Consider the following 22314-nt stretch of genomic DNA (forward strand, 5'->3'; position numbering starts at 1 on the left):
GCGCCTTTTTTATTGCAGAGCCGGGCTATCGAGCAGCGCCCTTAGGGTAAAGCGCACCCCAAAACCGGTGACCTCGGTGGCTACCGGCCCCAGGCCGCCTTTGTTTTCACAGGCGCTCAAATCCACATGCACCCAGTTGACCCCTTTTTCCACAAAACGGGACAAGAAGCGGGCGGCGTCGATATGGTCGCAGCTGGAACCGGGATGGCATTGTTTGACATCGGCCACATCGGACTCGATGTTGCTGTCGTAGTCTTCATCCAGCGGGAAGGGCCAGACCCGTTCGCCGCTTTGGCGGCCGGCCTGCACCAGAGCCTCGCGCCAGTCGTCGCGGCTGGTGAAGACGCCACTTTGGGCGGTGCCGATGGCGCGGATACAGGCGCCGGTCAGGGTGGCGTAGTCAAACAACAGGTCAGGAGCTTCCCGGGAGGCCAGGGTCAGGGTATCGGCCAGCACCATCCGCCCTTCGGCGTCGGTATCCACCACCTCGATGGTGGTGCCGTTCAGGGCGCGCACCAGATCGTTGGGTTTGTAGGCCTTGGGGCCGATATGGTTTTCCGCCAGCGCCAGCCAGCAGTCCACTTCCAGGTCGCTGCCCAGTTCGGTCAGGGCCAACAGGTTGGCGAGCGCCACGGCGCTGCCGCCCATGTCGCCGTTCATGCCGAACATGTGGCTGGTCTTGAGGTTGTAGCCGCCGGTATCAAAGCACAAGCCCTTACCCACAAAAGCGACCTTGCGCTTGGGGCTGGCCGGGCGGTAGCGCAGCCGCATGATGGCCGCCTCGTCGTTGTCGGAGCCTTTGCTCACCGCCAGGAAGGCGCCGGCGCCCAGGCCGTCGAGCTTGGTCTGGTCAAAGAGCTCCACTTGCCAGCCATGGTCGCGGGCCAGGGCTTCGAGGATCACCCGGTAATGGGCCGGGGTCAGCTCGGAGGCGGGCAGGGCGCTTAACCAGCGCACCAGGCCATTGGCCCGGGCTTCGGCCAACAGCCGCGGCGCGTCCAGGGCGATATCGGTGCTGAGCCGCTCCAGGGCCACCGGTGCCTGGGTGTCTTTTTTAAAACTGGGCAGTTGCACCTGGCGGGCCAGCAGCACTTCCACCACCGCTTTAACCCAGGCTGGGTCGCTGCCTTGCACATGGATGCGTTTGGGCTGGAAGCCATCGAGCTTGGCCAGCCATTTGCGGGCCTGGGTTTGGCAATCGAAGGTGGATTTGGCCTCGCCGGTTTCAATCACCAGGGTCGGTTGGTCTTGGGTCAACAGCCAGGCTTTGGCCTTGGGGGCCAGGGCTTTACTGGCGGCCAGGCCTTGGGGAGCAGAAGCCGGATTAAGGCAGATAGTCAGATCGCTGTCCGTCTGGCCGGTCACCAGTTCAATCTTGGGAAAAGCGTAAGTTTGCATCATGACTTCCTTTATTCGCGTCATGGCGCATTATAAAGGTCCGTTTGGACGAACCCTAATCAAAGGAGAGAACATGGGTAAGACACCGTTAGTTTGCTGCCTGGCCCTGGCCAGCTTTATGGCCGTGGCCGGTGATGTGGAAGAGGCCATCAAGGCAGGGCAGGACGCCTACCAGCAAGGCCAGCTCTCAGAGGCGGCCAACCAGTTTTCCTACGCCGCCACCCTTATCCGCCAGCAGCAGGGCGACAAGATGGTCAAACTGTTCCCCGCACCGTTAAAAGGCTGGCAGGCCGACGACGCCGAGTCCGAAAGCGCCGGCGCTGCCATGCTGGGCGGCGGCGTCACCGGCAGCCGCCTCTACCACAAGGGTGATGACATCAGCCTGGAGCTCAAAATCATCAAGGACTCGCCCCTGGTCCAGGCCATGGCCGGGCTCTTTACCAACCCCAACATGGCCGCCATGGCCGGTTACAAAATCAAGAAAATCAACGGTGTCAGCGCCATGCTCAAAACCGATGACGAAATGAGCCTGACCATGATGGACGGCACCGTGTTGGTGCAGATGGAATGCAGCGAGTGCCAAAGCAGCGACTTGGAAGACTACGCCAAGGCGCTGGATATCAGCGCCATCAAGCAGCTGTAAAAAAGGCGACCGGAAGGTCGCCTTTTTCGTTGGTGATTGTCAGGAGCGCTGCTCGGCCAGGTTCACTACCAGCTCGGCCTGCTCGCCGATACCGGCCAGTTTGGCATCCTTGTGCTGCCAGCGGCTGTTGAGCCAGCCTTGGAACTGGCGTTTAAATTCCACGTCGCCAAAGTAGTCGCCGATGATCTCGGGAGTTACCGCCAGGGCTTCGACATCCACCACGATATGTTTGAGCTTGCCGGTCAGGATATCGCGGCCGATACGGCCTTCAGAGCCAGGGTAAGCCAGGGTTACGTCCAGCACCTTGTCAAACTGCTGGCCCATGGCCGACAGGGTAAAGGCAATGCCGGCCGCCTTGGGGGGCAACAGATGCTGAAACGGCGAGTTGCGCTTGACCCGCTTTTGGGCGGTAAAGCGGGTGCCTTCAACGAAGTTGATCATGGTGGAAGGGTGGTGCTTGAGCTTGGCGCAGGCCTTGGCGGTGGCCTCGATGTCCTTGCCCTTTTTATGGGGGTGCTTTTTCAGGTAACCGGTGGAATAGCGGCGCATAAAGGGCATGTCCATGGCCCAGCAGCCCAACCCCAGAAAAGGCACATACAGCAGCTCGTGCTTGAGGAAGAACCTCGGCAGCGGCAGGTTGCCACCGGCAATACCAAACAGCACCACGATATCCAGCCACGACAAGTGGTTGGCCATCATCAGGTACCAGCTGTGTTTATCCAGCCCGTCCAGGCCGCGCACGTCCCATTGGACGCGGTTGCCAAGGCGTAAAATCCCGAGGTTGAGAAGGCTCCAGGCCCGCACCACCTGCTCCATCAGCCGGGTCATGGCCCGGCGCCAGATAGGCACCGGGATCAGCAGCTTGGGCAGCGACAGCACAAACACCAGCCCACCACAGAGCGCCACGTTCAGGCACAACAGGGCAATCAGCAGTGGCGCCAGAATAACGCCGGGAAGAAAACGCAGCATGGGTTCCTTTACTTCGCTTTGAGGCGGGCCAGTTCAGCATCCTTCTGGGCCCACAATTGATTGACCCACTCCTGGAAACGGGCCTTGTACTCGGCGTCACCAACATAGTCACCGAGCAATTTGTCGTCAATCGGTAACACGCGAATGTTAACCTTGATCTCTTTTACCCGGCCACTAATGAAGTCCCAAAAGCTGGGGATCTCCTTGCCGTAGCAGATGGTCACGTCCAGCAGCTTATGCAGTTTGTCACCCATGGCGCTCAACACAAAACCGATACCGCCAGCCTTGGGTTTGAGCAGATGGGTAAAAGGCGACTGCTGATGGTCGTGCTTGGACTGGGTAAAGCGGGTGCCTTCCACGAAGTTCATCACCGTTACCGGCAGGTGGCGAAATTTCTCACAGGCCTGGCGAGTGGTGTCGATATCCTTCTGGGCCAGGGACGGGTCCTTGGCTATCTGCGCCTTGGTGTGGCGGCGCATGAAGGGGAAATCCAGCGCCCACCAGCACAAGCCCAGGAAGGGCACGTACAGCAGTTCCTTTTTCAAGAAGAACTTGATGAAGGGAATGCGGCCGTTAAAGATGCGTTGCAGCACCAGAATGTCCACCCAGGACTGGTGGTTGGCCACCACCAGATACCAATCCTTGCGCTTGATGCCTTCCAGGCCCTCAACCACCCAGCGGGTGCGGGCAAAAAGCCGGCTGTTGGCGTTGTTGATGGCGATCCACAAGGTGGCAATGCGGTCCAGCACCCAGTTGCACAGAACGCGCACCGCTTTAAGGGGCAGCAACAGCTTGATAACCCCCAGGCCAACGGCCAGGGGGAACCAGAACAGGGTGTTTATCACGTAACCCAAGACCGCCAGCGGCCCTTTGATGAAGCTGGGCAGAAAAGCGAACATCAATCCTCCAGGTAGGTGTAGCCGTGAATGCCGGCTTCCAGCTCGGCACTGAATTGCTGGCGCTCGCTGTCGGTGAGCTTGGCGGCGGCCAGTTGGCGGCGATACCCCTGGATAAGGCTCTTGGGATCGAAACTCACGTAACGCAGCACGTCGGCCACGGTGTCGCCCTTGAGGGCGGCGTCAAAGCGGTAGCCGTCCTTGGTGAGCTGCACATGTACCGAGTCGGTGTCGCCGAACAGGTTATGCAGGTCGCCGAGGATCTCCTGGTAAGCCCCCACCATGAAGAAACCGATGCAGTAGTCGTTGCCCGGATGGTAGCCGGTCAGCGGCAGGCTAGACTCGATGCCTTCGGCGTCCACGTACTGGCGAATTTGGCCGTCGGAGTCGCAGGTGATGTCCTGGATGATGGCGCGGGCGCTGGGCGCTTCGCTCAAGTGGCTGACCGGCATGATCGGGAACAGCTGGTCGATGCCCCATACGTCCGGGGTGCTCTGGAACAGACTGAAGTTACAGAACAGCTTGTCGGCCAGCTTTTCATTGAGCTCGTCCAGCACCGGGCGATGGGCACGGCTGCGAGGGTTGAGCTGCTCGCGCACGGCGCGGCACACCGCAAAGTACATCTTCTCGGCCTGGGCCCACTCACCGATACGCAGCAGGCCGTGGGTGTACATGGCGTGGGCTTCGGAGAGGAAGTACACGGCGTCGTGATAGCTTTCCAGCGGCGGCTCTTCGTTAACGTATTCGAGGGTACGCCACAGATCCTTGAGCACCGACGGCGCCTCGTCGTCCGGCTCGTCAAACTGCACCTGGGTGGGGGCGCGCTCTACGTCAATCACGTTGGTGATCATCACCGCGTGGTGGGCGGTCATGGCGCGGCCAGACTCGGTGATGATGTCCGGCTCGGGCAAGTCACGGGCGCTACAGATTTCTTTAAGGGCGTACACCACCTTGGCGGCGTATTCGTCCACGGTGTAGTTCATGGAACAGTTGCCACGGGAACGTGAACCTTCGTAGTCCACCCCCAGGCCGCCGCCCACATCTACCACGTCCAGCGGCACACCCAGTTCACGCAGCTCGGCGTAGTAACGGGCACACTCTTTGAGGGCGCCCTGGATGTCGCGGATGTTGGCCACCTGGGAGCCGATATGAAAATGCACCAGTTTCAGGCAATCGAGCTTGCCCGCTTCGCGCATCATGTCTACCGCTTCCAGCACTTGGTGGGCGGCCAGGCCAAACTTGCCCTTCTCGCCGCCGGTGTTCTGCCAGTTGCCTTTACCCACGGAGTTCAGGCGCACCCGCACCCCAACCAGGGGGTCGATGCCCATTTCCTTGCTTTCGCCCAGCAGCTTTTTCAGCTCGGAGAGCTTTTCCACCACCACATAGACCTTGTGGCCCAGGCGGCGGCCAATCAGGGCCAAGCGCAGGAATTCGGAGTCTTTGTAGCCGTTACAGACGATGGTAATGGGGCGGGTAGCCACACCCAGCACCGCCATCAGCTCGGGCTTGGAGCCGGCTTCCAGGCCCACGTGGGGGCTGGCATTGAGCAGCCCTTCCACCACCGATTTCTGCTGGTTGACCTTGATGGGGTACACGGCGTGGTAGCGGCCGCTGTAGTCGAGGTTCTCCACCGCCTTGGCAAAGCCGCTGGTCAGCCGTTTTACGCGGTCGGTGAGGATGTCGTTAAAGCGCACCAATACCGGCAGGGACAAGCCCTGGTCCTTGAGATCCTTGACCAGGTCAGACAATCTGACCCCGGCTCTTTCACGGTTTCTATCGGGAAACGCGACCAGTTCACCCTGGTCATCAATGTCGAAATAGCCGTCACTCCAGTGAGCAACGCCGTAAAGATGTCGTGCCTTGTCGAGGGTCCAGTTTGGCATTGGTAGCAGCTCCTGTGGCCGCAAAGAATTTTAGGGGGCGTATTGTAATGATCCCCCACACCCTATGCAGCTAAAATGTGCGCAAAATTCATTGTGCCTGTCTGACCACAGAGGCACAATGCGCGCTCTTTTTTCGCCCTCGTCGATGGAGACAGACAAGCATGTCCCAATTGGACCCCAAGCACTGGTTCACCGAAATCAGCGACCGTGACGGCAGCGGCTTTTCCCTGCGTATCACAAAGCACCTGGAAACCCGCCAGTCTCAGTGGCAAACCACTGAAATGTATGACACCACCGACTGGGGCAAGCTGATGATCATCGACGGCTGCACCATGGTGTCGAGCCGCGACAACTTCCTCTATCACGAGATGATGAGCCACCCGGCGCTCTACACCCACACCGACCCGAAAGTGGTGGTGATCATCGGTGGCGGCGACTGCGGCACCCTGCGCGAAGTCCTCAAGCACCCTGGCGTTGAAAACGCCGTGCAAATCGACATCGACGAGAACGTCACCCGCCTGTCCGAGATTTACTTCCCGGAGCTGTGCGAGTCCAACAACGACCCGCGCGCCGAGCTGAAATTCATCGACGGCATCCAGTGGATGAAAGACCGCGATAGCGCCTCGGTGGATATCATCATCGTTGATTCCACCGACCCGGTAGGCCCGGCCGAAGGCCTCTTTAACCGCGCCTTCTACGAAGAGTGCCTGCGCGCCCTTCGCCCCGGCGGCATTCTGGTGCAGCAATCTGAAAGCCCGCTGCTGCACACCAAACTCATCCAGGAAATGCGCTCCGAGATGGCCAAGGCCGGTTTCGACGCCTTCCAGACCCTGCCGTTTCCGCAGCCGCTGTACCCCTCCGGCTGGTGGAGCTGCACCCTGGCCCGTAAAGGCGAAGCCTTCGGCGAATTCCGCCGCGACGCCGCCGACGCCCAGCTGTTCGAGACCCACTACTACAACAGCGGCGTACACCAAGGCGCCATGGCCCTGCCCAACTTCCTGAAGAAGGCCCTGGAAGGCTAAGCCGGGTTTTGGAAAACAGAATCGTAAAAAGCGCACTTCGGTGCGCTTTTTCATTTGGTATAGTGCTCAAACCTGCACAACAGCGGAGGCTATGATGATCGCCTCGTTCGATGTCGATGCCCAGCGCACCTTTACCCCGCTTTGCCCCGGCGAGCTGCCGGTACCGGGTGGCGACCAGATTGCCGAGGAGCTTAATGCCCAGGCGGCGCTGGCCCATTTTCGCATCGCCTCCAAAGACGCCCACAACCCCAATGCCAAGTGGGTGGTCGCCAGCCACGACGACATGCTCCAGCCCCTGGACTACCCCGATACCGACCTCACCTGGGTACGCCACGCCGAAACCGGCACCCCGGGCTTTGAACTGATCCCCGGCCTGCCACGGCCCCAGGCTTACGATTTTCTGGTCTACAAGGGGGTGGAGAACGACATGCACCCCTACGGCGCCTGCTATCACGACCTTAAAGACCGCATCTCCACCGGCGTTATCGAGTGGCTCAGGTGCAATGAGGTCAACACTGTGTTGGTGGGGGGCCTGGCCCTGGATTTTTGTGTTAAAACCACTGCCATACAGCTGGCCAACGCCGGCTTTACCGTCTATCTGAATCAGGCTGCCTGCCGCGCCATCAGCCCCCAAGGGGCCAAGGCCGCCTGCCAGGAAATGGTCAGGGCCGGTATCCACTTGGTGGACAACGCCCGCACCCTGGCCCAGCTCGTCAAAAAGGACTCATGATATGTTCGGAAAGACCTCGGTGCAGAGCCTGCTGGACACCGACTTCTACAAGCTCACCATGCAGCAGGCCTACCTGCATCAGCAGCCCAACACCCAAGCCCGCTGGACCTTCCGCTGCCGCAGCAACGAAGATTTAAGCCCCTATGTGGCGCCGCTGCGCGAAGAATTTGAGGCACTGTCGCAGCTTTATGCCACCGAGGACCAGCTGGCCCACCTGCGCCAGCATTACCCCTTTTTAAAGCCCGACTACCTGGAGTTTTTGCGGCTGTTCCGCTTTAACCCCAACTTCCTGAAAGTAAGCGCCCTGGACGGCCAACTGGTGATCGAGGCCAACGGCCCGCTGCTCCATGTATCGCCCTTGGAGATCCCGGTGCTGGCCGCCATCTCCGAGGTGCGTAACCGCCACCGCTACCCCGAAGTGGATGCCGACACCATCCACAAAAGCACCCAGGGCAAAATTCGCCAACTCGAAGCCTTTGGCGACAAGGTGGACCTGTCGGACTTCCTGTTTACCGATTTCGGCACCCGCCGCCGCTTCAGCTTTGCCGCCCAGCGCATGGTGCTGGAGCAAATCAAAAGCGCCCTGCCCCAGCATTTTGCCGGCACCTCCAACCCGCACCTGGCCCGCGAGCTGCACCTGCGCTGCCAGGGCACCATGGGCCACGAATGGCTGCAAAGCCACCAGGCCCTCAATTACCGCTTGGTAGACAGCCAGAAAATGGCCCTGGAAAACTGGGTGAAGGAGTTTCGGGGCGACCTTGGGGTGGCATTGACCGATGTCATCGGCGTGGACGCCTTCTGCCGGGATCTGGACCGCTACCTGGCCAAGCTCTATGACGGTTTTCGCCACGACAGCGGCGACCCCATCATCTGGGGCGAGAAGATCATCAAGCGCCTTGAAGAACTGGACGTGGACCCGACCCGCAAACGCCTGGTGTTCTCCGACGGCCTCAACTTCGACAAGGCGGTGCAGATTTACAGCCATTTCCGTGGCCGCATCAACACCGCCTTTGGCATCGGCACTTGGCTGATGGGAGATTTTGGCGTCAACGAACCCATGAACATCGTGATGAAGCTAACCCGCCTCAACGGCCAGCCGGTGGCCAAGATCTCCGACAGCCCCGGCAAGACCATGTGCGACGACGAGAACTTCCTGCGCTACCTGATGCAGGTGTTCCAGGTGCAGGGCTCGGTGCAGCAGCAGGTGCTGGAGCAGTTCAACCCCCACCATTGAAAAAGCCGCCCTCGGGCGGCTTTTTTATCGGCTGGCGTGGGCGATGGCCAGCAGCACGATTATCTTCGAGATGAAATCCGACACCGATTTCTGGTAATCGGAGAGCTTGGCACTCAAGTCGGCGTTAAGGGCTTTTAGCTGGCTTTCTTCCAAGGGAACGGTGATGTCGGCTTTCATCCGCACCGACACCACGTCTTTGGACTCGTTAAAGAGTGGCAGCGCCACTTTAAGCGCCTCGGCCACGGCCTGGTCGGTAAACCCCAGCTTCAACAGCTCCTCGCGCAGCGCCTGCTCGAGCTGCGGATTTGTTCTTTGGTAGGGCTTATCAAACCGGATCCACGACTCCACGCCAACTCCTATTCGGACCTTTTAAACCAACTTCTGAAAGGATAGAGGAACTGGCCAACTATGCCGTCGGGGATGTTGTCACTGACGGTGCCGTAGCGGCTGGCAAGATGCCGGGGCATAAAAACGGTGCCGAACAGCACATCGTAAATGGGCAGGAAACCGGCGTAGTTTTTGTCGATGGCCTCGTCCTCGGAAGAATGGTGCCAATGGTGATACTCGGGGGTTGCCAGCAGCCAGCGCAGCACCGGGAAGCGAAAGCGCACGTTAGCGTGGATAAAGATGGCGTGGAAGGAGATAAACACCAGATAGGCGTAAACCGCCGACGGGGCAAAACCCAGCACGAAAATCGGCAGGTAACCGGCCAGGCGGTTGACCAGGATCTCAATCAGATGCAGCCGCGAAGAGGCCAGCCAGTTCATCTGCTCGGTGGAGTGGTGCACGGCGTGGATTTTCCACAGCGCCGGGATCTCATGCATGGCCCTGTGTATCCAGTAGGTGCCAAAATCCACCACCAGCAGGATCTCGATAAACTGCAACCATATGGGCTGGGCCGCTATCCACAGCTGGAACTCCCAGGCAGTCACCTGATGCAAAAACACCTGCACCGGGATCACCGTGAAAAAGCTGATGAGCTGCACCCCCATGTGGCTGAACATGAAGTACTTGAGATCCGTTATCCAGCCCTTGCGCAGGATGTTCTGGGCCGGATCCTTGGGAAAGGCCCGCTCCAGGGGCACAAACACCAGCGCCAGTACCACCAGGGTCAGCACGAAGTAATCGAGCCCCACATAGAGGTTACGGCCGTCGATATTGGGCGCCTCAATATGGCCCGAGCCCACCAGGGCCGCCGCCACCGCCAGCACCATGCCGGTCAGGCCATAGCTGGCCGATTGATGGCGCATCATGGAAAAGAGTCCGCAGCCAAACCCCAGCACGATGCACAGTTGCAGCAGGGGTTTGAGGATACCGGTGTTGTAAAAGCCCCGGAACTCGGGGGTGGTAAAGACCGCCGGCATCCAAAAACACAGGGCGCCCAGCAAGGAAAGGCTGCCCAGGAACAGCGCCAGGGCGGCGCTGCCTTTGCCCTGGCCGGGGCTTAGGTCGACGTCTTCGTATTTATCGCGCAGTGCTTTGCTCATCACGGTCCCTGTATAAGCATGGGGTTCTGGCGGCAGGTTACCAGCTTGCCCCGCTACCGGCAGCGGCTTTTTTGCGCCCTTGCGACGGGGGCGTCTTTTTTGGCGGCCAAACTGAAAGATAAATTAATGAAACGCCATTGGCAGGCCATTTTATGAAAAGAGCGGCATGGAAAGGATCTGTCTAAAAAATTATCTATTGATAACAACCGCAACATGACGTTTACGGAAACTAAAACCAAAACCGGGGTAAAAATTGATGAAGATCGCAGTTTAACTTTCAAAATAAGCAGCAGCTCATTTAAAAAAAGCCAAGTGTCATAAAAGTTAAACATTCCTTGCTGTCACAGTACGGAATAACCAGATCCTTCCTGCCAAAACTTTCTGCTATTCAATATTTAAGGGCCAACCACACCAATTAGCGCCCCCTATAACCTTGTAAATAAAAAGGTTTTAAACGAACGCCACATTGACCCTATTGCCGAGATCCGTTCCAGCGATAAGGCAACTTTTTAACCCTGATAGTTAAGGATATCTGGTTATGGAACATGTTATTTCCGGTGTAGCGAAATTCCAGAAGGAAGTCTTTCCAGGAAAAAAAGCGACCTTTAAAAAGCTGGCCACCGGGCAAAATCCCGAGGTGCTGTTTATTACCTGTGCCGATTCAAGAATCGACCCCAACCTGGTCACTCAAACCGAGCCGGGGGATCTGTTTATTTGCCGCAATGCCGGCAATATCGTCCCGCCGCACAGCAACCAGACCGGTGGCATGACCGCCTCCATCGAATACGCGGTGGCGGCCCTTGGGGTGCGGCATATCGTGATTTGCGGCCACACCGATTGCGGCGCCATGAAGGGCGCTCTGGCGCCGGAAAAACTCGGCGCCCTGCCCCATGTCAGGGAATGGCTGGGCCATTGCCGCTGCGCCACCGAAGTGCTCCGTGAAAAACACGGCGAGCTTGGCGAGCAGCACCTGGACGAGCTCATCCGCGAGAACGTGCTGCAGCAAATCCAGCACCTTCGCACCCACCCGGCGGTGGCGGCCAAACTGGCCACCAAGCAGGTGCAGCTGCACGGCTGGGTGTATGACATCGCCAAGGGCAATGTGCATTGCTACGACCCGGCCAGCGAAACCTTTATCGAAATGCAGGAAGCCTACGCCGAGCAGAATCTGGCGGCGGGCTGAGGAGGCAGCCATGTTAAAGGACTTATCGTTCAAGGAGATACGCGCTGACCTCCCGGCCAGCATCATCGTCTTTTTTGTGGCGTTGCCACTGTGCCTGGGTATCGCCCTGGCCTCGGGGGCGCCGCTGCTGTCGGGGGTGATCGCCGGCATTATCGGCGGCGTGGTGGTGGGCATGGCCAGTGGCTCGCGGCTGGGGGTGAGCGGCCCGGCCGCTGGCCTGGCGGTGATCGTCTTTGACGCCATCGACACCCTGGGTGGCTGGGAGGTGTTTCTCTGCGCCGTGGTGCTGGCCGGGGTGTTTCAGCTGCTGCTGGGCTACCTCAAGGCCGGTTTTGTGGCCTATTTCTTCCCGTCGGCGGTGATCACCGGCATGCTGACCGGCATTGGCCTGTTGATCATCCTAAAGCAGCTTCCCTACCTCTTTGGCCTGGACGCCGATGCCGTTAGCCTCAATGGCAACCTCTTTGCCAGCCTCTCTCCGGCGGCAACCGCCATCGCCTTTGGGTCGCTGGCGCTGCTGTATGTCTGGGACAAATACCTGAGCCCGGCCCATAAGCTGTTCCGGCTGGTGCAAGGGCCCATCGCCGTGGTGCTGCTCGGTATCGGCTGCGCGCTGCTGCTTGACCAGCAAGGGGCGCCGCTGAGCGAGGGCCAGCTGGTGTCGTTGCCGGTGATGGAAGGCATTGGCTCTTTTGCCGAGCAACTGGCCTTTCCGGACTTCTCGCAGATGTTGAGCCTGGAGGTACTGAGTGTGGCGCTGGTGATGGCGGTGGTTGCCAGCATCGAGACCCTGCTCAGTGTCGAGGCCACTGACAAGATGGACCCCAACAAGCAAACCACGCCCACCAACCGTGAGCTCAAAGCCCAGGGCCTTGGCAACATTGTCTCCGGTTTGGTGGGGGGCCTGCCGGTAACGCAAGTGATAGTGCGCAGCTCGGCCAACGTCGCCTTTGGCGCCAAGACCAAGCTGTCGGCCATTTTGCACGGGTTGTTCCTGCTGGTGGCGGTGCTGGCGCTGTCGCAGATGCTGAACCTCATTCCGCTGGCCTCCCTGGCGGCGGTGCTGATGGTGGTGGGCTTCAAGTTGGCCAAACCGGCGGTGTTCAAGACCATGTTTAAAAACGGCATGGAGCAGTTTCTGCCCTTTATCACCACCATTGCCGGCATGCTCGCTACCGATCTGCTGACCGGGGTAATGGCGGGCCTGGCGGTCAGCATCTTCTTTACCCTCAAGCACAGCTACCGCAATTCCTATCACTTCAAGGAAACGGTCAGCCGCCGCGACGACCGCGAGAGCCACCATATCGTGCTGGCTGAAGAAGTGTCCTTCTTCAACAAGCCCAGCATCCTTAAAAAGCTCAATGAGATCCCCAAGGGCTCGCACCTGGTGCTGGATTTTTCCAACACCAAATCGGTGGCCCATGACGTGGTGGAGCTGGTGAAGGACTACATGGCGCAGGCTCGCCACCGCAATATCGAGGTGGAGACCATCCACTTCGACAGGGCCAAGGCCAGTTAGCAAAAAGGGCAGCCTTGGCTGCCCTTTTTTATGGCCATCTTCAGCCCAAACGGCTCGGGAAATCGCTGACCAGCCAGTCAATAAAGACCCGCAGCCGCCGGGTGACATGGCGGTTTTGGGGGTAGACCACATGGAAGGGGTAACTGGGGGGCCGCCATGGCGAGAGAATTTCCACCAACGCCCCCGAGGCCAGCGCCGCCTTGGCCGAATAGCGGAAGGTTTGAATGATGCCAAGGCCAGCAAGGCCGGCGGCAAAGTGGGCGTTGCTTTCATTAACGCCAATCAGGTGCTCGGCCTTGATATCCAGCAGCTCGCCCTTGTCGGTAAAGCGAAAGGGCACGGCACGGCCATGCTGGGTGGTGACATAGCTCACCAGCCGGTGGCCGTTTCTGAGCTCATTGGGGTAGGCCGGCACCCCGTATTGCTTAAGGTAGCCCGGGGTGGCACAGGTAACCATGCTGGCCTGGCCGATGGCGCGGGCCATCAGGGAGGAGCTGTCCAGCGGGCCGCCCCGGATCACGCAATCGACGTTGTCACTGATGAGATCCACGGCCCGGTCTGACACCCCCAGCTCCAGCTTTATCTCGGGATACTTGGCGATAAAGGCCGGCAGCGCCGGGATCAGCACTTCACTGGCGGTGGAGCCGCCCACATCCACCCGCAGCTTGCCCCGGGGCGAGTTGCGCACGGCGCTAAAGGAGCTGTCGATGTCGTCAAGGTCGGCCAGGATGCGCAGGGTCTTTTCGTAATACTGCTGGCCCTCGGCGGTAACCGTCACCCGGCGCGTGGTGCGGTGCAGCAGCCGGATCCCAAGGTAAGCCTCTAAGTCCTGCACCTGCTTACTCAAGGTGGCCTTGGGTAGGTCCAGCGAATCCGCCGCCCGGGTAAAACTGCCCGCCTCTACCACCCGCGCAAAACTCTTGATTGCCTGAAGTTGGTCCATCGCGCCTCCGCCCTGATTATCCATTGTGCTGGATAATCATTCCAATTTTGCACGGTTTATCGCCAATAAGCCACTGGATAAAGTTCACCCATGCCTTGCAGCACAGGGCCCAAACCGGGCAGCGCGGGCACTCTGACTCAACCACACAGATAAAGGTGAACATTATGAATAAGCAACTGAACGGTAAAATCGCACTGGTAACCGGCGGCACCACTGGCATCGGTTTTGGCACCGCCAAGGTCCTGGCCGAACAGGGCGCCAAGGTCTTTATCACCGGCCGCCGCCAGGCCGAACTGGACGCCGCCGTGGCTGAACTGGGCAACAGTGTGACCGGCATCCGCGCCGACGCCTCGGTCCTTACCGACTTGGACGCGGTTTACGCCCAAATCGCCAAATCCGCCGGCAAGCTGGACATCCTCTTTGCCAACGCCGGTGGCGGCGACATGCTGCCCCTGGGCGCCATCACCGAAGAACACTTCGACCGTATCTTCGGCACCAACGTACGCGGCCTGGTCTTTACCGTACAAAAAGCGCTGCCGCTGCTGACCAACGGCGCTTCCGTGGTGCTGACCGGCTCCACCACCTCCATCCAGGGCACCGCCAACTTCAGCGTCTACAGCGCCAGCAAGGCCGCCGTGCGCAACTTCGCCCGCTCCTGGACCCTGGATGTGAAAGACCGTGGCATTCGCATCAACGTGGTCAGCCCCGGCCCCGTCCGTACCCCAGGCCTGGCCGGTGTCGTACCAGAAGAGGCGCGCCAAGGCTTCTTCGACTATCTGGCCGGGCAAGTGCCGCTGGGCCGCCTGGGCGAGCCGGAAGAAATCGGCAAAGTGGTGGCTTTTTTGTCCTCCGAGGGCGCTAGCTTCATCAACGGCGTTGAGCTGTTCGTCGACGGCGGCATGGCCCAAATCTAACATCGCCCCTCCAAAGCACACCGCCGGTCTGATGACCAGCGGTGTGCTTGTTTGGCGAAATGACAACTACGGCAAGGTGCCCAGCAGCCGGTCCATGGCCCGGTACTGCATGGCTTCACTCAAATGAGCCTGGGTGATGGCCTCGGCCTTTTGCCAATCGGCCAGGGTGCGGGCCACTTTCAGCAACTTGTGGTGCACCCGGGCCGACAGCCCCAGGGCTTGCAAGGTGGCGTCGTACCACTGGGCAAGCTCTGGCGGCAATTGGCAGGCATGGCGCATCGGTTCCCCTTCAAGGTCGGCATTCAAGCAGTCCTGGCGCGCCAGTTGGCGCTGCTGGCAGGCAGCCACTTTGGCTCGCAGCTCGTCGTTGTCGGGGCCGCTGGGTGCCTGGCCAGCAAGGCTGCCCGGCGGCAACATGGCCACTTCTACTTGCAGATCGATACGGTCCAAAAAGGGGCCGGACAGTTTGGCCAGATAGCGGCGAATTTGCTCGGGGCTACAGCGACACGCCCGGCGCGGGTTGCCAAAATGGCCACAGGGGCAAGGGTTGGCGGCCGCCACCAAGCGAAACCGGGCCGGAAAGCGGGCCTGGTGGGCGGCGCGGCTGATGCTCACTTCACCGGTTTCCATGGGTTCGCGCAGGCAATCGAGCACTTTACGGTCGTACTCGGCAATTTCGTCCAGAAACAGCACGCCGTTGTGGGCCAGGGAGATCTCCCCAGGCCTAGGGATAGAGCCGCCCCCCACCAGGGCCACTGCCGAGGCGGTGTGATGAGGCGTGCGCCAAGGCGGCTGGCGCCAACTGTCGCTGTCGCGGGGTTTGCCAGCCAGGGAATAAATGGCGGCGCTCTGCTGGGCGCAGTCTTCGCCAAGGGGCGGCAAAATCCCCGGCAGGCGCCGCGCCAGCATGGATTTACCGGTGCCGGGCGGGCCGATAAAAAGCAGGTGATGGCCGCCGGCCGCGGCCACCATCAACGCCCTTTTGGCCTGGGCCTGACCGACCACATCGTTAAGGGAGAGGCTGTCTGGCGCCGCAGACTGGGTAGCGGCCAGAGGCTCCAGCAGCGTTAGCGCCTGCTGCCCGGCCAGATGCGCGCACACCGCCAGCAACGACGGCGCGCCATAGGCCTTGAGGCTGGGCAGCAGGCTGGCCTCGTCCCGGCACGCCTCGGGAAAGAGCGCCGCCCGGCCCGCCTTTTGGCAGGCCAGCAGCGCCGGCAGCAAACCGGTGCAGGGGCGCAGCTCACCAGACAGCGCCAGCTCGCCGTAAAGCTCCAGGCGGGCGTTGCTGTCCATGGGCACTTGGTTTGAGGCCTGCAAAATGCCGATGGCAATGGCCAAATCAAAACGGCCGCCCTCTTTGGGCAGCTCAGCCGGGGCCAGATTGACGGTAATGCGCCGGGCAGGGAACTCGAAACCGGCATTGAGGATGGCGGCACGGACCCGCTCCCTGGCTTCTCGCACCGAGGCTTCTGGCAGCCCCACCAGGGCGAAGGCAGGCAGGCCGTTGCCGATGTCTACCTCGACGGTGACCAGCGGCGCATCCATACCCAGCTGCGCACGGCAATAAAGCGTTGCAAGTGCCATAGTTATCCGTACCTTGCGTTCGTCCTTGTAACAAATTGATAATAGCCTCAACACAGGCTTAAAAGGGTGATGACACTGCTGCTGCGCCTCTTTCTCCTCTGGCTGCTCTCTTTGCCCTGCTGGGCAACACCACTGCTGGCCCCGCCCTACCTGCCACCGCAGGTACTTGATGTGCGTAGCGGCCTGAGCCAGAACACCGTCGAGGCCATCTACCGCGACCACAACGGCTTCTTGTGGTTTGCGACCCAAGATGGCCTGAACCGCTATGACGGCGCTCAGATAAAGCGCTATTACGCCGATGCCGATAGCAGCGCCAACCCCTACGGCCTAGCCAGCAATCACCTCACGGCCCTGACCGGCGACAGCGAAAACCAGCTCTGGCTAGGTACCGCCAACGGCGACTTGCAACGCTTTGACGGTAAGCTCTTCCGCAGTTACCAGACCCCCTGGCAACACCAGTACATCAGCCACCTGGCGAGCGTTGGCCATCAGTTGGCCGTGGCCAATGACCTGGGATTGTGGCTGTTGGATCTGGGTAGTCAGCAATGGCACAAGGTGCTGAACGGTAAGGTCAAAGATCTCGCCGCGTCAGGTAACACCCTGTGGGTGCTGGCCGCAGATGGCCGCTTGTTCGAACTTGAAGGCAGCCAACTAACCCTGAAACTGACCCGCCCCGACTTGCAGGCCCTGACCCTCGATCCCAAAGGCATGCTGTGGCTGGCAGGAGACGGCCAGCTCTGGCACTACACCGACAGCGGCCTGATCCAGGTATTGCAGTGGGCATCCTTTGCCGAGCACCCGGCATTGAAACTCATGGCCGACGGCAAGGGGCACTTTTATCTGGCACTCAAACGCCGCGGCCTGATGTGGCTGGACCCGCATCACCAAAAAGCCGAACAACTGCTGCAAGGCACACAGCACAACCTGGTGGACTGGCCCCGCACCCTTTATGTTGACGCCGACAATCAGCTCTGGGTGGGGACCTTTTCCCGAGGCGTTATCCATCTGCCAGGCCATGACGGCGCCATCCGCTACTTTAGCCACGGTGAACCACAGGCCAGCCAGAACAACGTGCGCAGCCTACTTAAAGACGCCCAAGGCCTTTGGATTGGCACCATGGGCAATGGCCTGTGGCGCATCGACAACCAAGGCCAGTACCACAACTACAACACCGAGCTGGCCCGCCTGACCGGCCAGTCGCCGGCACGCTTCTTACTGGTGGTCACGGCCCTGGCAAAAGATCCACAGGGAGACCTGTGGATTGGCACCAACCAAGGCCTGATACGCTATGACACCCAGCAGCAATGGCAATGGTTTAGCACCGAACAAGGGCTTGGCGACCCGCTGGTGTGGTCGCTGCTGTGGCATAACGGGCAATTGCTGGTTGGTACCGAGAAAGGGCTCGATGCCTTCAACGGCGAGACCTTCTCCCACCTTGATAGCCAGGCACAGTTCTATGCCCTGGCCGAGCATCAAGGGGTAGTGATGGCCGCCACCGGCAAGGGGGTTTGCCGGTTGGAGCCCCAGGCCCATTGCTGGGGTAAGCCGCAGATCACTGGCCGCGGCCGCAGCCTGCTCAATGACGGCAATAACGGCTGGTGGGTTGGTACTCAAAACGGCCTGGTACACCTGAGCGGCGATGGCAAGCTTAGGCTGTACCAAAAGCAGCCGGGCCTGGAAGACGACACCATCTATGCTGTCGCACCCGGCAGCGAGGGCCGGCTTTGGCTCAGTACCAACCGTGGTTTGGTGTTGTTCGACCCAGACCTAAGCCGCTTTTCCGCGCCGCCTATCGACCAATTCATTCTTGAGTACAACGGCAATGCCGTTTTTAAGGACGGTAATGGCCTGCTGTATTTCGGGGGCGTTAACGGGCTGGCGGAGATCCAACCGGGCATCAACGACAAACCCGGCGCCCACTACGCGCTGCAATGGATTGGCGCGTCGGTTAACGGCCAGCCCCACAACCTCAGCAGCGATGAAGTATTGGTACTGCCCCCCGATATCAGCCGGCTCAGCCTGTCCTTTGCCGACCTGGATTTTGGCCATGGCAACAACCAATACCTCTACCAGTTAGATGGCTCCTGGCAGCCTCTGGGCATGGGCAAGGAAGTGGTGTTTACCCACCTCACCCCAGGCCATTACCAGCTCAAACTGCGCCGCCTTGGGGACCCTCAGCCGCCGCTGCTACTGAGCCTGGAAGTGCTGGAGCCGTGGTACCTGCAAAGTGCCAACCTGCTGTGGGAGATCTTACTGCTGGCACTGCTGGTCGCCTGGCTTTGGTACCGCTGGTGGCTGCGCCGTGAGCGCGACATTGCGCTGCGCCGGGCACTGGCTGACAGCGAACAACGGCTGCGCCTGGCCATGGTGGCTTCTGGCTACGGGGTATGGGATTGGGACTGGCAAACCCAGGCGGTGGTGCGCACCGGCCTCGATTTTCTTGGCTATCAAGACGGTGAGATTGCCCCGAACCGGCGCGGCTTGTCGCAGCTGGTCAATCCCGAAGACCAGCCCAAAATCATTGCCGCCATAAAGCGCCACCTCAAGGGCCAGGACGACCACTACCACTGCATTTACCGGCTGCGCCATGCCAAAGGCCATTGGCTTTGGGTGCAAGACCGGGGCCGGGTGGTGGCCAGAGACCACAAAGGCAAAGTACTGCGCATGGCTGGCACCCACCGTGACATCAGTGCCGAGCGAGCCCAGGAGCGGCAGTTGCAACTGTCAGACCTAGTGACCCGCGCCATGTCAGAAGGGGTAGTGGTAACCAATGAACGGCTGGATATTATCAACACCAACCCGGCCGTGGAGACGCACCTGGCCACCCCCACCGAGACGCTGCTGGCGCTCAAACCCTGGCGGTTTTTACCAAAGACCACCCGCCTGAGCCTGTTGCGCAAAATTCGCGGCGCCCTCAAAGACCGAGGCAGTTGGGCCGGGGAGCTGCGCATTCAGGATGGCCATGGCCAACTCAAGCTGTTGGAAACCGAGATCCACTGGGCACAAGACCAGGCCCAGGGCGCTAACCTAGTGATTTTGTTCAGCGATATCACCCAGCGTAAAGCCGCCGAAGAGGAGCTGCGTTACCTCGCCAACTTTGACCCTTTGACCGGCCTGCCCAACCGCACCCTGTTCCGTGACCGCCTGGGCCATGCCATGACCCGCGCCAACCGCACCGTGCAGCAAGTGGCGCTGCTGTTTTTGGATCTCGACCACTTCAAGCACGTTAACGACTCCCTGGGCCACGAGCTGGGCGACCGGTTACTCAAGGAAGTGGCCCAGCGCCTGCTGCATGCCGTGCGCAGCTACGACACCGTGGCGCGCCTGGGGGGCGATGAGTTCATCATCATCATGGAAGACGTTAAAGAAACCCTCACCACCACCTTGGTGGCCGAGAAAGTGATGCAGGCGCTGGAGCCGCCGGTGGTGCTGGCCGGGCACCGGGTGTCGGTCACCCCGAGTATTGGTATCGCCCTTTACCCTCAAGACAGTACCGACCCCAACACCCTGCTGCGCTACGCCGATACCGCCATGTATCACGCCAAAGCCAGGGGCCGGGGCAACTTCCAGTACTACACCAACACCATGAACGCCGCCGCCCAGCGCCGCCTGGCGCTGGAACACGGCCTGCGTCAGGCCTTGGAAGAAGGGGGCCTTAGCCTGCGCTACCAGCCGCGCATCCGCCTTGGCAATAATCTGGTGGCCGGGGTTGAAGCACTGTGCCGCTGGCATCACCCGGAGCTTGGGGAGATCCCCCCCAGCGATTTCATTCCCCTGGCTGAAGAAACCGGCCTTATCAGCGCCCTGGGGCAATGGGTGCTGCGCGAAGCCTTAACCCAGCAAAAGGTCTGGCGCCAACAGGGTATCGTGCTGCAAATGGCCGTTAACCTCTCGGCCCGGCAGTTCCAAGACCATGACTTGCCAGGCCAGGTCACCCAGCTACTGCGCGATTTGGACCTGCCGCCAGATGCCCTAGAGTTGGAGCTGACCGAGTCGATGCTGTTGTCTGGTAAAGACAACGCCGCCAAACAGATCACCCGGCTGCGCCACAGCGGCATCAGGGTAGCGCTGGACGACTTTGGTACCGGCTATTCGGCGCTCTCTTACCTGACCGAACTGCGCTTTGACATCCTCAAACTCGACCGCAGCTTTGTGGCCAAACTGCCACAAGACAAAGAGCCGGTGGCCATTATCAAAGCGGTAGTGGAACTGGCTCACAGCCTTAACATGCAGGTGGTGGCAGAAGGGATAGAGACCGATGCCCAGCTCGACTGCCTGCGCACCCTCGATTGTGACGAAGGCCAGGGCTACCACTTCGCCCGGCCACTCACGGCCGGGGAGCTGGAGCATTGGTTAGGGCATTGGCTGGGTTAAAGCTCCGAAGCGGGTGCCATGGCGGTCAAGGTGCAGCCGTGGCGCGGCGCCTGCTGGCAGGCAAGGCGAATGCCCTGAGCCAACTGTTCGGTACTGAGCAGGCGCTTTTCGTTGCTGGAGATAGGCAACGGCAACTCGCTGCTGGTGCGCACCAAACACCCGCCACAGCGGCCGCCACCGTTGCATGGCCCGGTCACCGGCAGCCCCACTTGCTCAAGGCGCTGGGCCAGGGTGCCGGGGCCGGCGGCAAGGGCCGGCAGCGGAAAGCCTTCGAGCATCACCGGCTGATGGCGACGGCGCTGTAGCAAGCGCTGCACGCCCATCCACAAGCCGCTTAAGATCAAGGCCATGGTCACCAGGCTGGTCAGTTTCACCAGCCATTGGTTGAAGTTCTTACCATTACCCCACCAGTCCATGAAATGCAGCCGCAGCAGCCAGGGCGCCAGCCAGTACTGGTTGGATTGAATGTTGCCATCATCCCCCAGCTCCACCTTAAAGCCACCGGGCAGGGAGCTTTGCCAGCCATGGTCGAGGCGCTCCATGGGGCCAATATCCAAACCGGGGAAGTATTGGGCAAACAGCACCTGAGCATCACCCTGGGACATAGGGGTCAGTACCTGGCCGTCGACCTTGATACGGGTTTTACCCAGCAGGGTAATGGCGCCCACCGAACCGGCACCGGCCGGCGGCTGAGGCAGCACCAGCGCCTTGGCATCCAGGGGTTCTGGTACCCGAGGCACCGGCAGCGGCGGTGTGGGCAGCATGCCCAAGGCCAGCCCGGTGACCACCCAAATCAGCAGCTGCGTCCCCACCAGCAGTGCCAACCAGCGATGCCAGCGGCTCATGGGGCAAGCCTTGTAAAACGGGTGCGCAGCCACAGCAAGCTGCCGCTTAGCATCAGCAGCAGCGACAAGCCGCACATGGCCTGGAACCAAGGCAGGTTGATGCGGCTACGCTGGCTGTAATCCATGATATGCAGCGCCCAGGCGGCATCAAACCAACGCCAGTAACGATGGCGCTGGGTGAGCAAGGTGCCGGTTTTATCGGAGAGGTACAGGGTGGTGTCGAAGGCATCGTCAAAACGCACCTGCCAGACCGGCAACGGGCGGCTGCCCAGTTCGCGCGGCGCGTCTTTTTCGATATGGGTGACTTGAGCCACGTCGCCCTTGCCCCGGTAATAGCCCTTGGCCAGTTGGCCCACGTCTTGTGGCCCCAACAGGAACGGCAGGCCGTTGACGGCGTCCAGCAAAAAGGCGGTGGTCTCGGTGAGCACTTCGTACACCGGGTGGCCCATACGGGTAGTGAGGGTCAGCTGGCGGGTGTCAGGCGGCAATTTCAGCGCAGCAGGGGCAACATAACCGGGCTGCCAAGCCAGGGGATCGGGATGGGCGTCAACCAGCGGTTTGCCGTGAATAAAATCGAGGCTAATCCACACCATATAAAGGCCGGTAGCCCCCCAGATAAACATCTGGATACCGGTTACCCACCCCAACCACAGGTGCCAGCGCCGCCACCTCATGACACCCATTTTC

At 60.4% G+C, this 22314-nt stretch carries 18 protein-coding genes; 8 read left to right on the forward strand and 10 right to left on the reverse strand.

Features of this window, described 5'->3' with window-relative positions; translation table 11 throughout:
* Nucleotides 1–9 precede the first annotated feature (9 nt).
* Nucleotides 10–1398 (reverse strand): M17 family metallopeptidase, encoded by a 1389-nt coding sequence (locus tag AC22G1_RS19965; RefSeq protein WP_487314911.1) that lies wholly within the window; start codon nt 1396–1398, stop codon nt 10–12.
* A gap of 73 nt (nt 1399–1471) precedes the next feature.
* Between AC22G1_RS19965 and AC22G1_RS19970 the strand changes: the two genes are divergently transcribed.
* Complete coding sequence (locus tag AC22G1_RS19970) at nt 1472–2041, forward strand: hypothetical protein (RefSeq protein WP_487314912.1); 570 nt, start codon at nt 1472–1474, stop codon at nt 2039–2041.
* Nucleotides 2042–2080: 39 nt separating this feature from the next.
* Here the strand turns inward: AC22G1_RS19970 and yihG (AC22G1_RS19975) are convergent, their stop codons facing one another.
* The 3 genes from yihG (AC22G1_RS19975) to speA are packed head-to-tail and all read right to left on the reverse strand — an operon-like array spanning nt 2081 to nt 5789.
* Nucleotides 2081–3010, reverse strand: coding sequence for a 1-acylglycerol-3-phosphate O-acyltransferase, YihG family (yihG, locus tag AC22G1_RS19975; protein WP_050659712.1), 930 nt, complete (start codon nt 3008–3010; stop codon nt 2081–2083).
* 8 nt (nt 3011–3018) lie between these two features.
* Nucleotides 3019–3909 carry a 1-acylglycerol-3-phosphate O-acyltransferase, YihG family gene (yihG, locus tag AC22G1_RS19980; RefSeq protein ID WP_487314913.1) on the reverse strand — a complete coding sequence of 297 codons (891 nt, stop codon included), beginning with the start codon at nt 3907–3909 and terminating at the stop codon, nt 3019–3021.
* Entirely contained in the window at nt 3909–5789 is a 1881-nt protein-coding gene (speA, locus tag AC22G1_RS19985; RefSeq protein WP_487314914.1) for a biosynthetic arginine decarboxylase, read from the reverse strand. Before speA ends, yihG (AC22G1_RS19980) begins: the two co-directional genes overlap by 1 nt.
* A 161-nt stretch (nt 5790–5950) precedes the next feature.
* On the opposite strand from speA, the gene speE reads away from it, so the two are divergent.
* The 3 genes from speE to pncB all read left to right on the forward strand — a co-directional run bounded on the left by speE (nt 5951) and on the right by pncB (nt 8775).
* Nucleotides 5951–6811, forward strand: a complete 861-nt coding sequence (speE, locus tag AC22G1_RS19990; RefSeq protein WP_487314915.1) for a polyamine aminopropyltransferase — start codon at nt 5951–5953, stop codon at nt 6809–6811.
* Nucleotides 6812–6905: 94 nt separating this feature from the next.
* Nucleotides 6906–7541 carry a nicotinamidase gene (locus AC22G1_RS19995; protein ID WP_123422604.1) on the forward strand — a complete coding sequence of 212 codons (636 nt, stop codon included), beginning with the start codon at nt 6906–6908 and terminating at the stop codon, nt 7539–7541.
* A gap of 1 nt (nt 7542) precedes the next feature.
* Nucleotides 7543–8775 (forward strand): nicotinate phosphoribosyltransferase, encoded by a 1233-nt coding sequence (gene pncB / locus AC22G1_RS20000; RefSeq protein WP_487314916.1) that lies wholly within the window; start codon nt 7543–7545, stop codon nt 8773–8775.
* Nucleotides 8776–8799: 24 nt separating this feature from the next.
* Here pncB and AC22G1_RS20005 read toward each other — a convergent pair whose 3' ends face one another.
* Both AC22G1_RS20005 and AC22G1_RS20010 read right to left on the reverse strand, forming a co-directional pair.
* Nucleotides 8800–9123 carry a hypothetical protein gene (locus tag AC22G1_RS20005; protein ID WP_487314917.1) on the reverse strand — a complete coding sequence of 108 codons (324 nt, stop codon included), beginning with the start codon at nt 9121–9123 and terminating at the stop codon, nt 8800–8802.
* 8 nt (nt 9124–9131) lie between these two features.
* Nucleotides 9132–10262, reverse strand: coding sequence for a sterol desaturase family protein (locus AC22G1_RS20010; RefSeq protein ID WP_487314918.1), 1131 nt, complete (start codon nt 10260–10262; stop codon nt 9132–9134).
* A gap of 538 nt (nt 10263–10800) precedes the next feature.
* On the opposite strand from AC22G1_RS20010, the gene AC22G1_RS20015 reads away from it, so the two are divergent.
* Together AC22G1_RS20015 and AC22G1_RS20020 are read left to right on the forward strand one after the other, a co-directional pair.
* Complete coding sequence (locus AC22G1_RS20015) at nt 10801–11445, forward strand: carbonic anhydrase (protein ID WP_487314919.1); 645 nt, start codon at nt 10801–10803, stop codon at nt 11443–11445.
* 10 nt (nt 11446–11455) lie between these two features.
* Entirely contained in the window at nt 11456–12964 is a 1509-nt protein-coding gene (locus AC22G1_RS20020; RefSeq protein ID WP_487314920.1) for a SulP family inorganic anion transporter, read from the forward strand.
* Between the two features lie 40 nt (nt 12965–13004).
* On the opposite strand, the gene AC22G1_RS20025 is transcribed toward AC22G1_RS20020, so the two are convergent.
* Nucleotides 13005–13907 carry a LysR family transcriptional regulator gene (locus AC22G1_RS20025; RefSeq protein WP_487314921.1) on the reverse strand — a complete coding sequence of 301 codons (903 nt, stop codon included), beginning with the start codon at nt 13905–13907 and terminating at the stop codon, nt 13005–13007.
* A gap of 164 nt (nt 13908–14071) precedes the next feature.
* Here AC22G1_RS20025 and AC22G1_RS20030 point away from each other — a divergent pair, with 164 nt between their 5' ends.
* Nucleotides 14072–14821 carry an SDR family oxidoreductase gene (locus AC22G1_RS20030; protein ID WP_487314922.1) on the forward strand — a complete coding sequence of 250 codons (750 nt, stop codon included), beginning with the start codon at nt 14072–14074 and terminating at the stop codon, nt 14819–14821.
* A 66-nt stretch (nt 14822–14887) separates the two neighbouring features.
* Here AC22G1_RS20030 and AC22G1_RS20035 read toward each other — a convergent pair whose 3' ends face one another.
* Nucleotides 14888–16408, reverse strand: coding sequence for a YifB family Mg chelatase-like AAA ATPase (locus tag AC22G1_RS20035; protein ID WP_487314923.1), 1521 nt, complete (start codon nt 16406–16408; stop codon nt 14888–14890).
* A 69-nt stretch (nt 16409–16477) separates the two neighbouring features.
* Between AC22G1_RS20035 and AC22G1_RS20040 the strand changes: the two genes are divergently transcribed.
* On the forward strand, nt 16478–20782 hold the full coding sequence (locus AC22G1_RS20040; RefSeq protein ID WP_487314924.1) for an EAL domain-containing protein: 4305 nt from the start codon (nt 16478–16480) through the stop codon (nt 20780–20782).
* Here AC22G1_RS20040 and AC22G1_RS20045 read toward each other — a convergent pair.
* Nucleotides 20779–21627 carry a 2Fe-2S iron-sulfur cluster-binding protein gene (locus AC22G1_RS20045; protein ID WP_487314925.1) on the reverse strand — a complete coding sequence of 283 codons (849 nt, stop codon included), beginning with the start codon at nt 21625–21627 and terminating at the stop codon, nt 20779–20781. The two genes, AC22G1_RS20040 and AC22G1_RS20045, sit on opposite strands and share 4 nt — an antisense overlap.
* Nucleotides 21624–22310, reverse strand: a complete 687-nt coding sequence (locus AC22G1_RS20050; RefSeq protein WP_487314926.1) for a hypothetical protein — start codon at nt 22308–22310, stop codon at nt 21624–21626. The genes AC22G1_RS20045 and AC22G1_RS20050 overlap by 4 nt, the downstream gene beginning before the upstream one ends.
* Between the last annotated feature and the right edge of the window lie 4 nt (nt 22311–22314).

Source organism: Gallaecimonas zhanjiangensis, assembly GCF_057624825.1.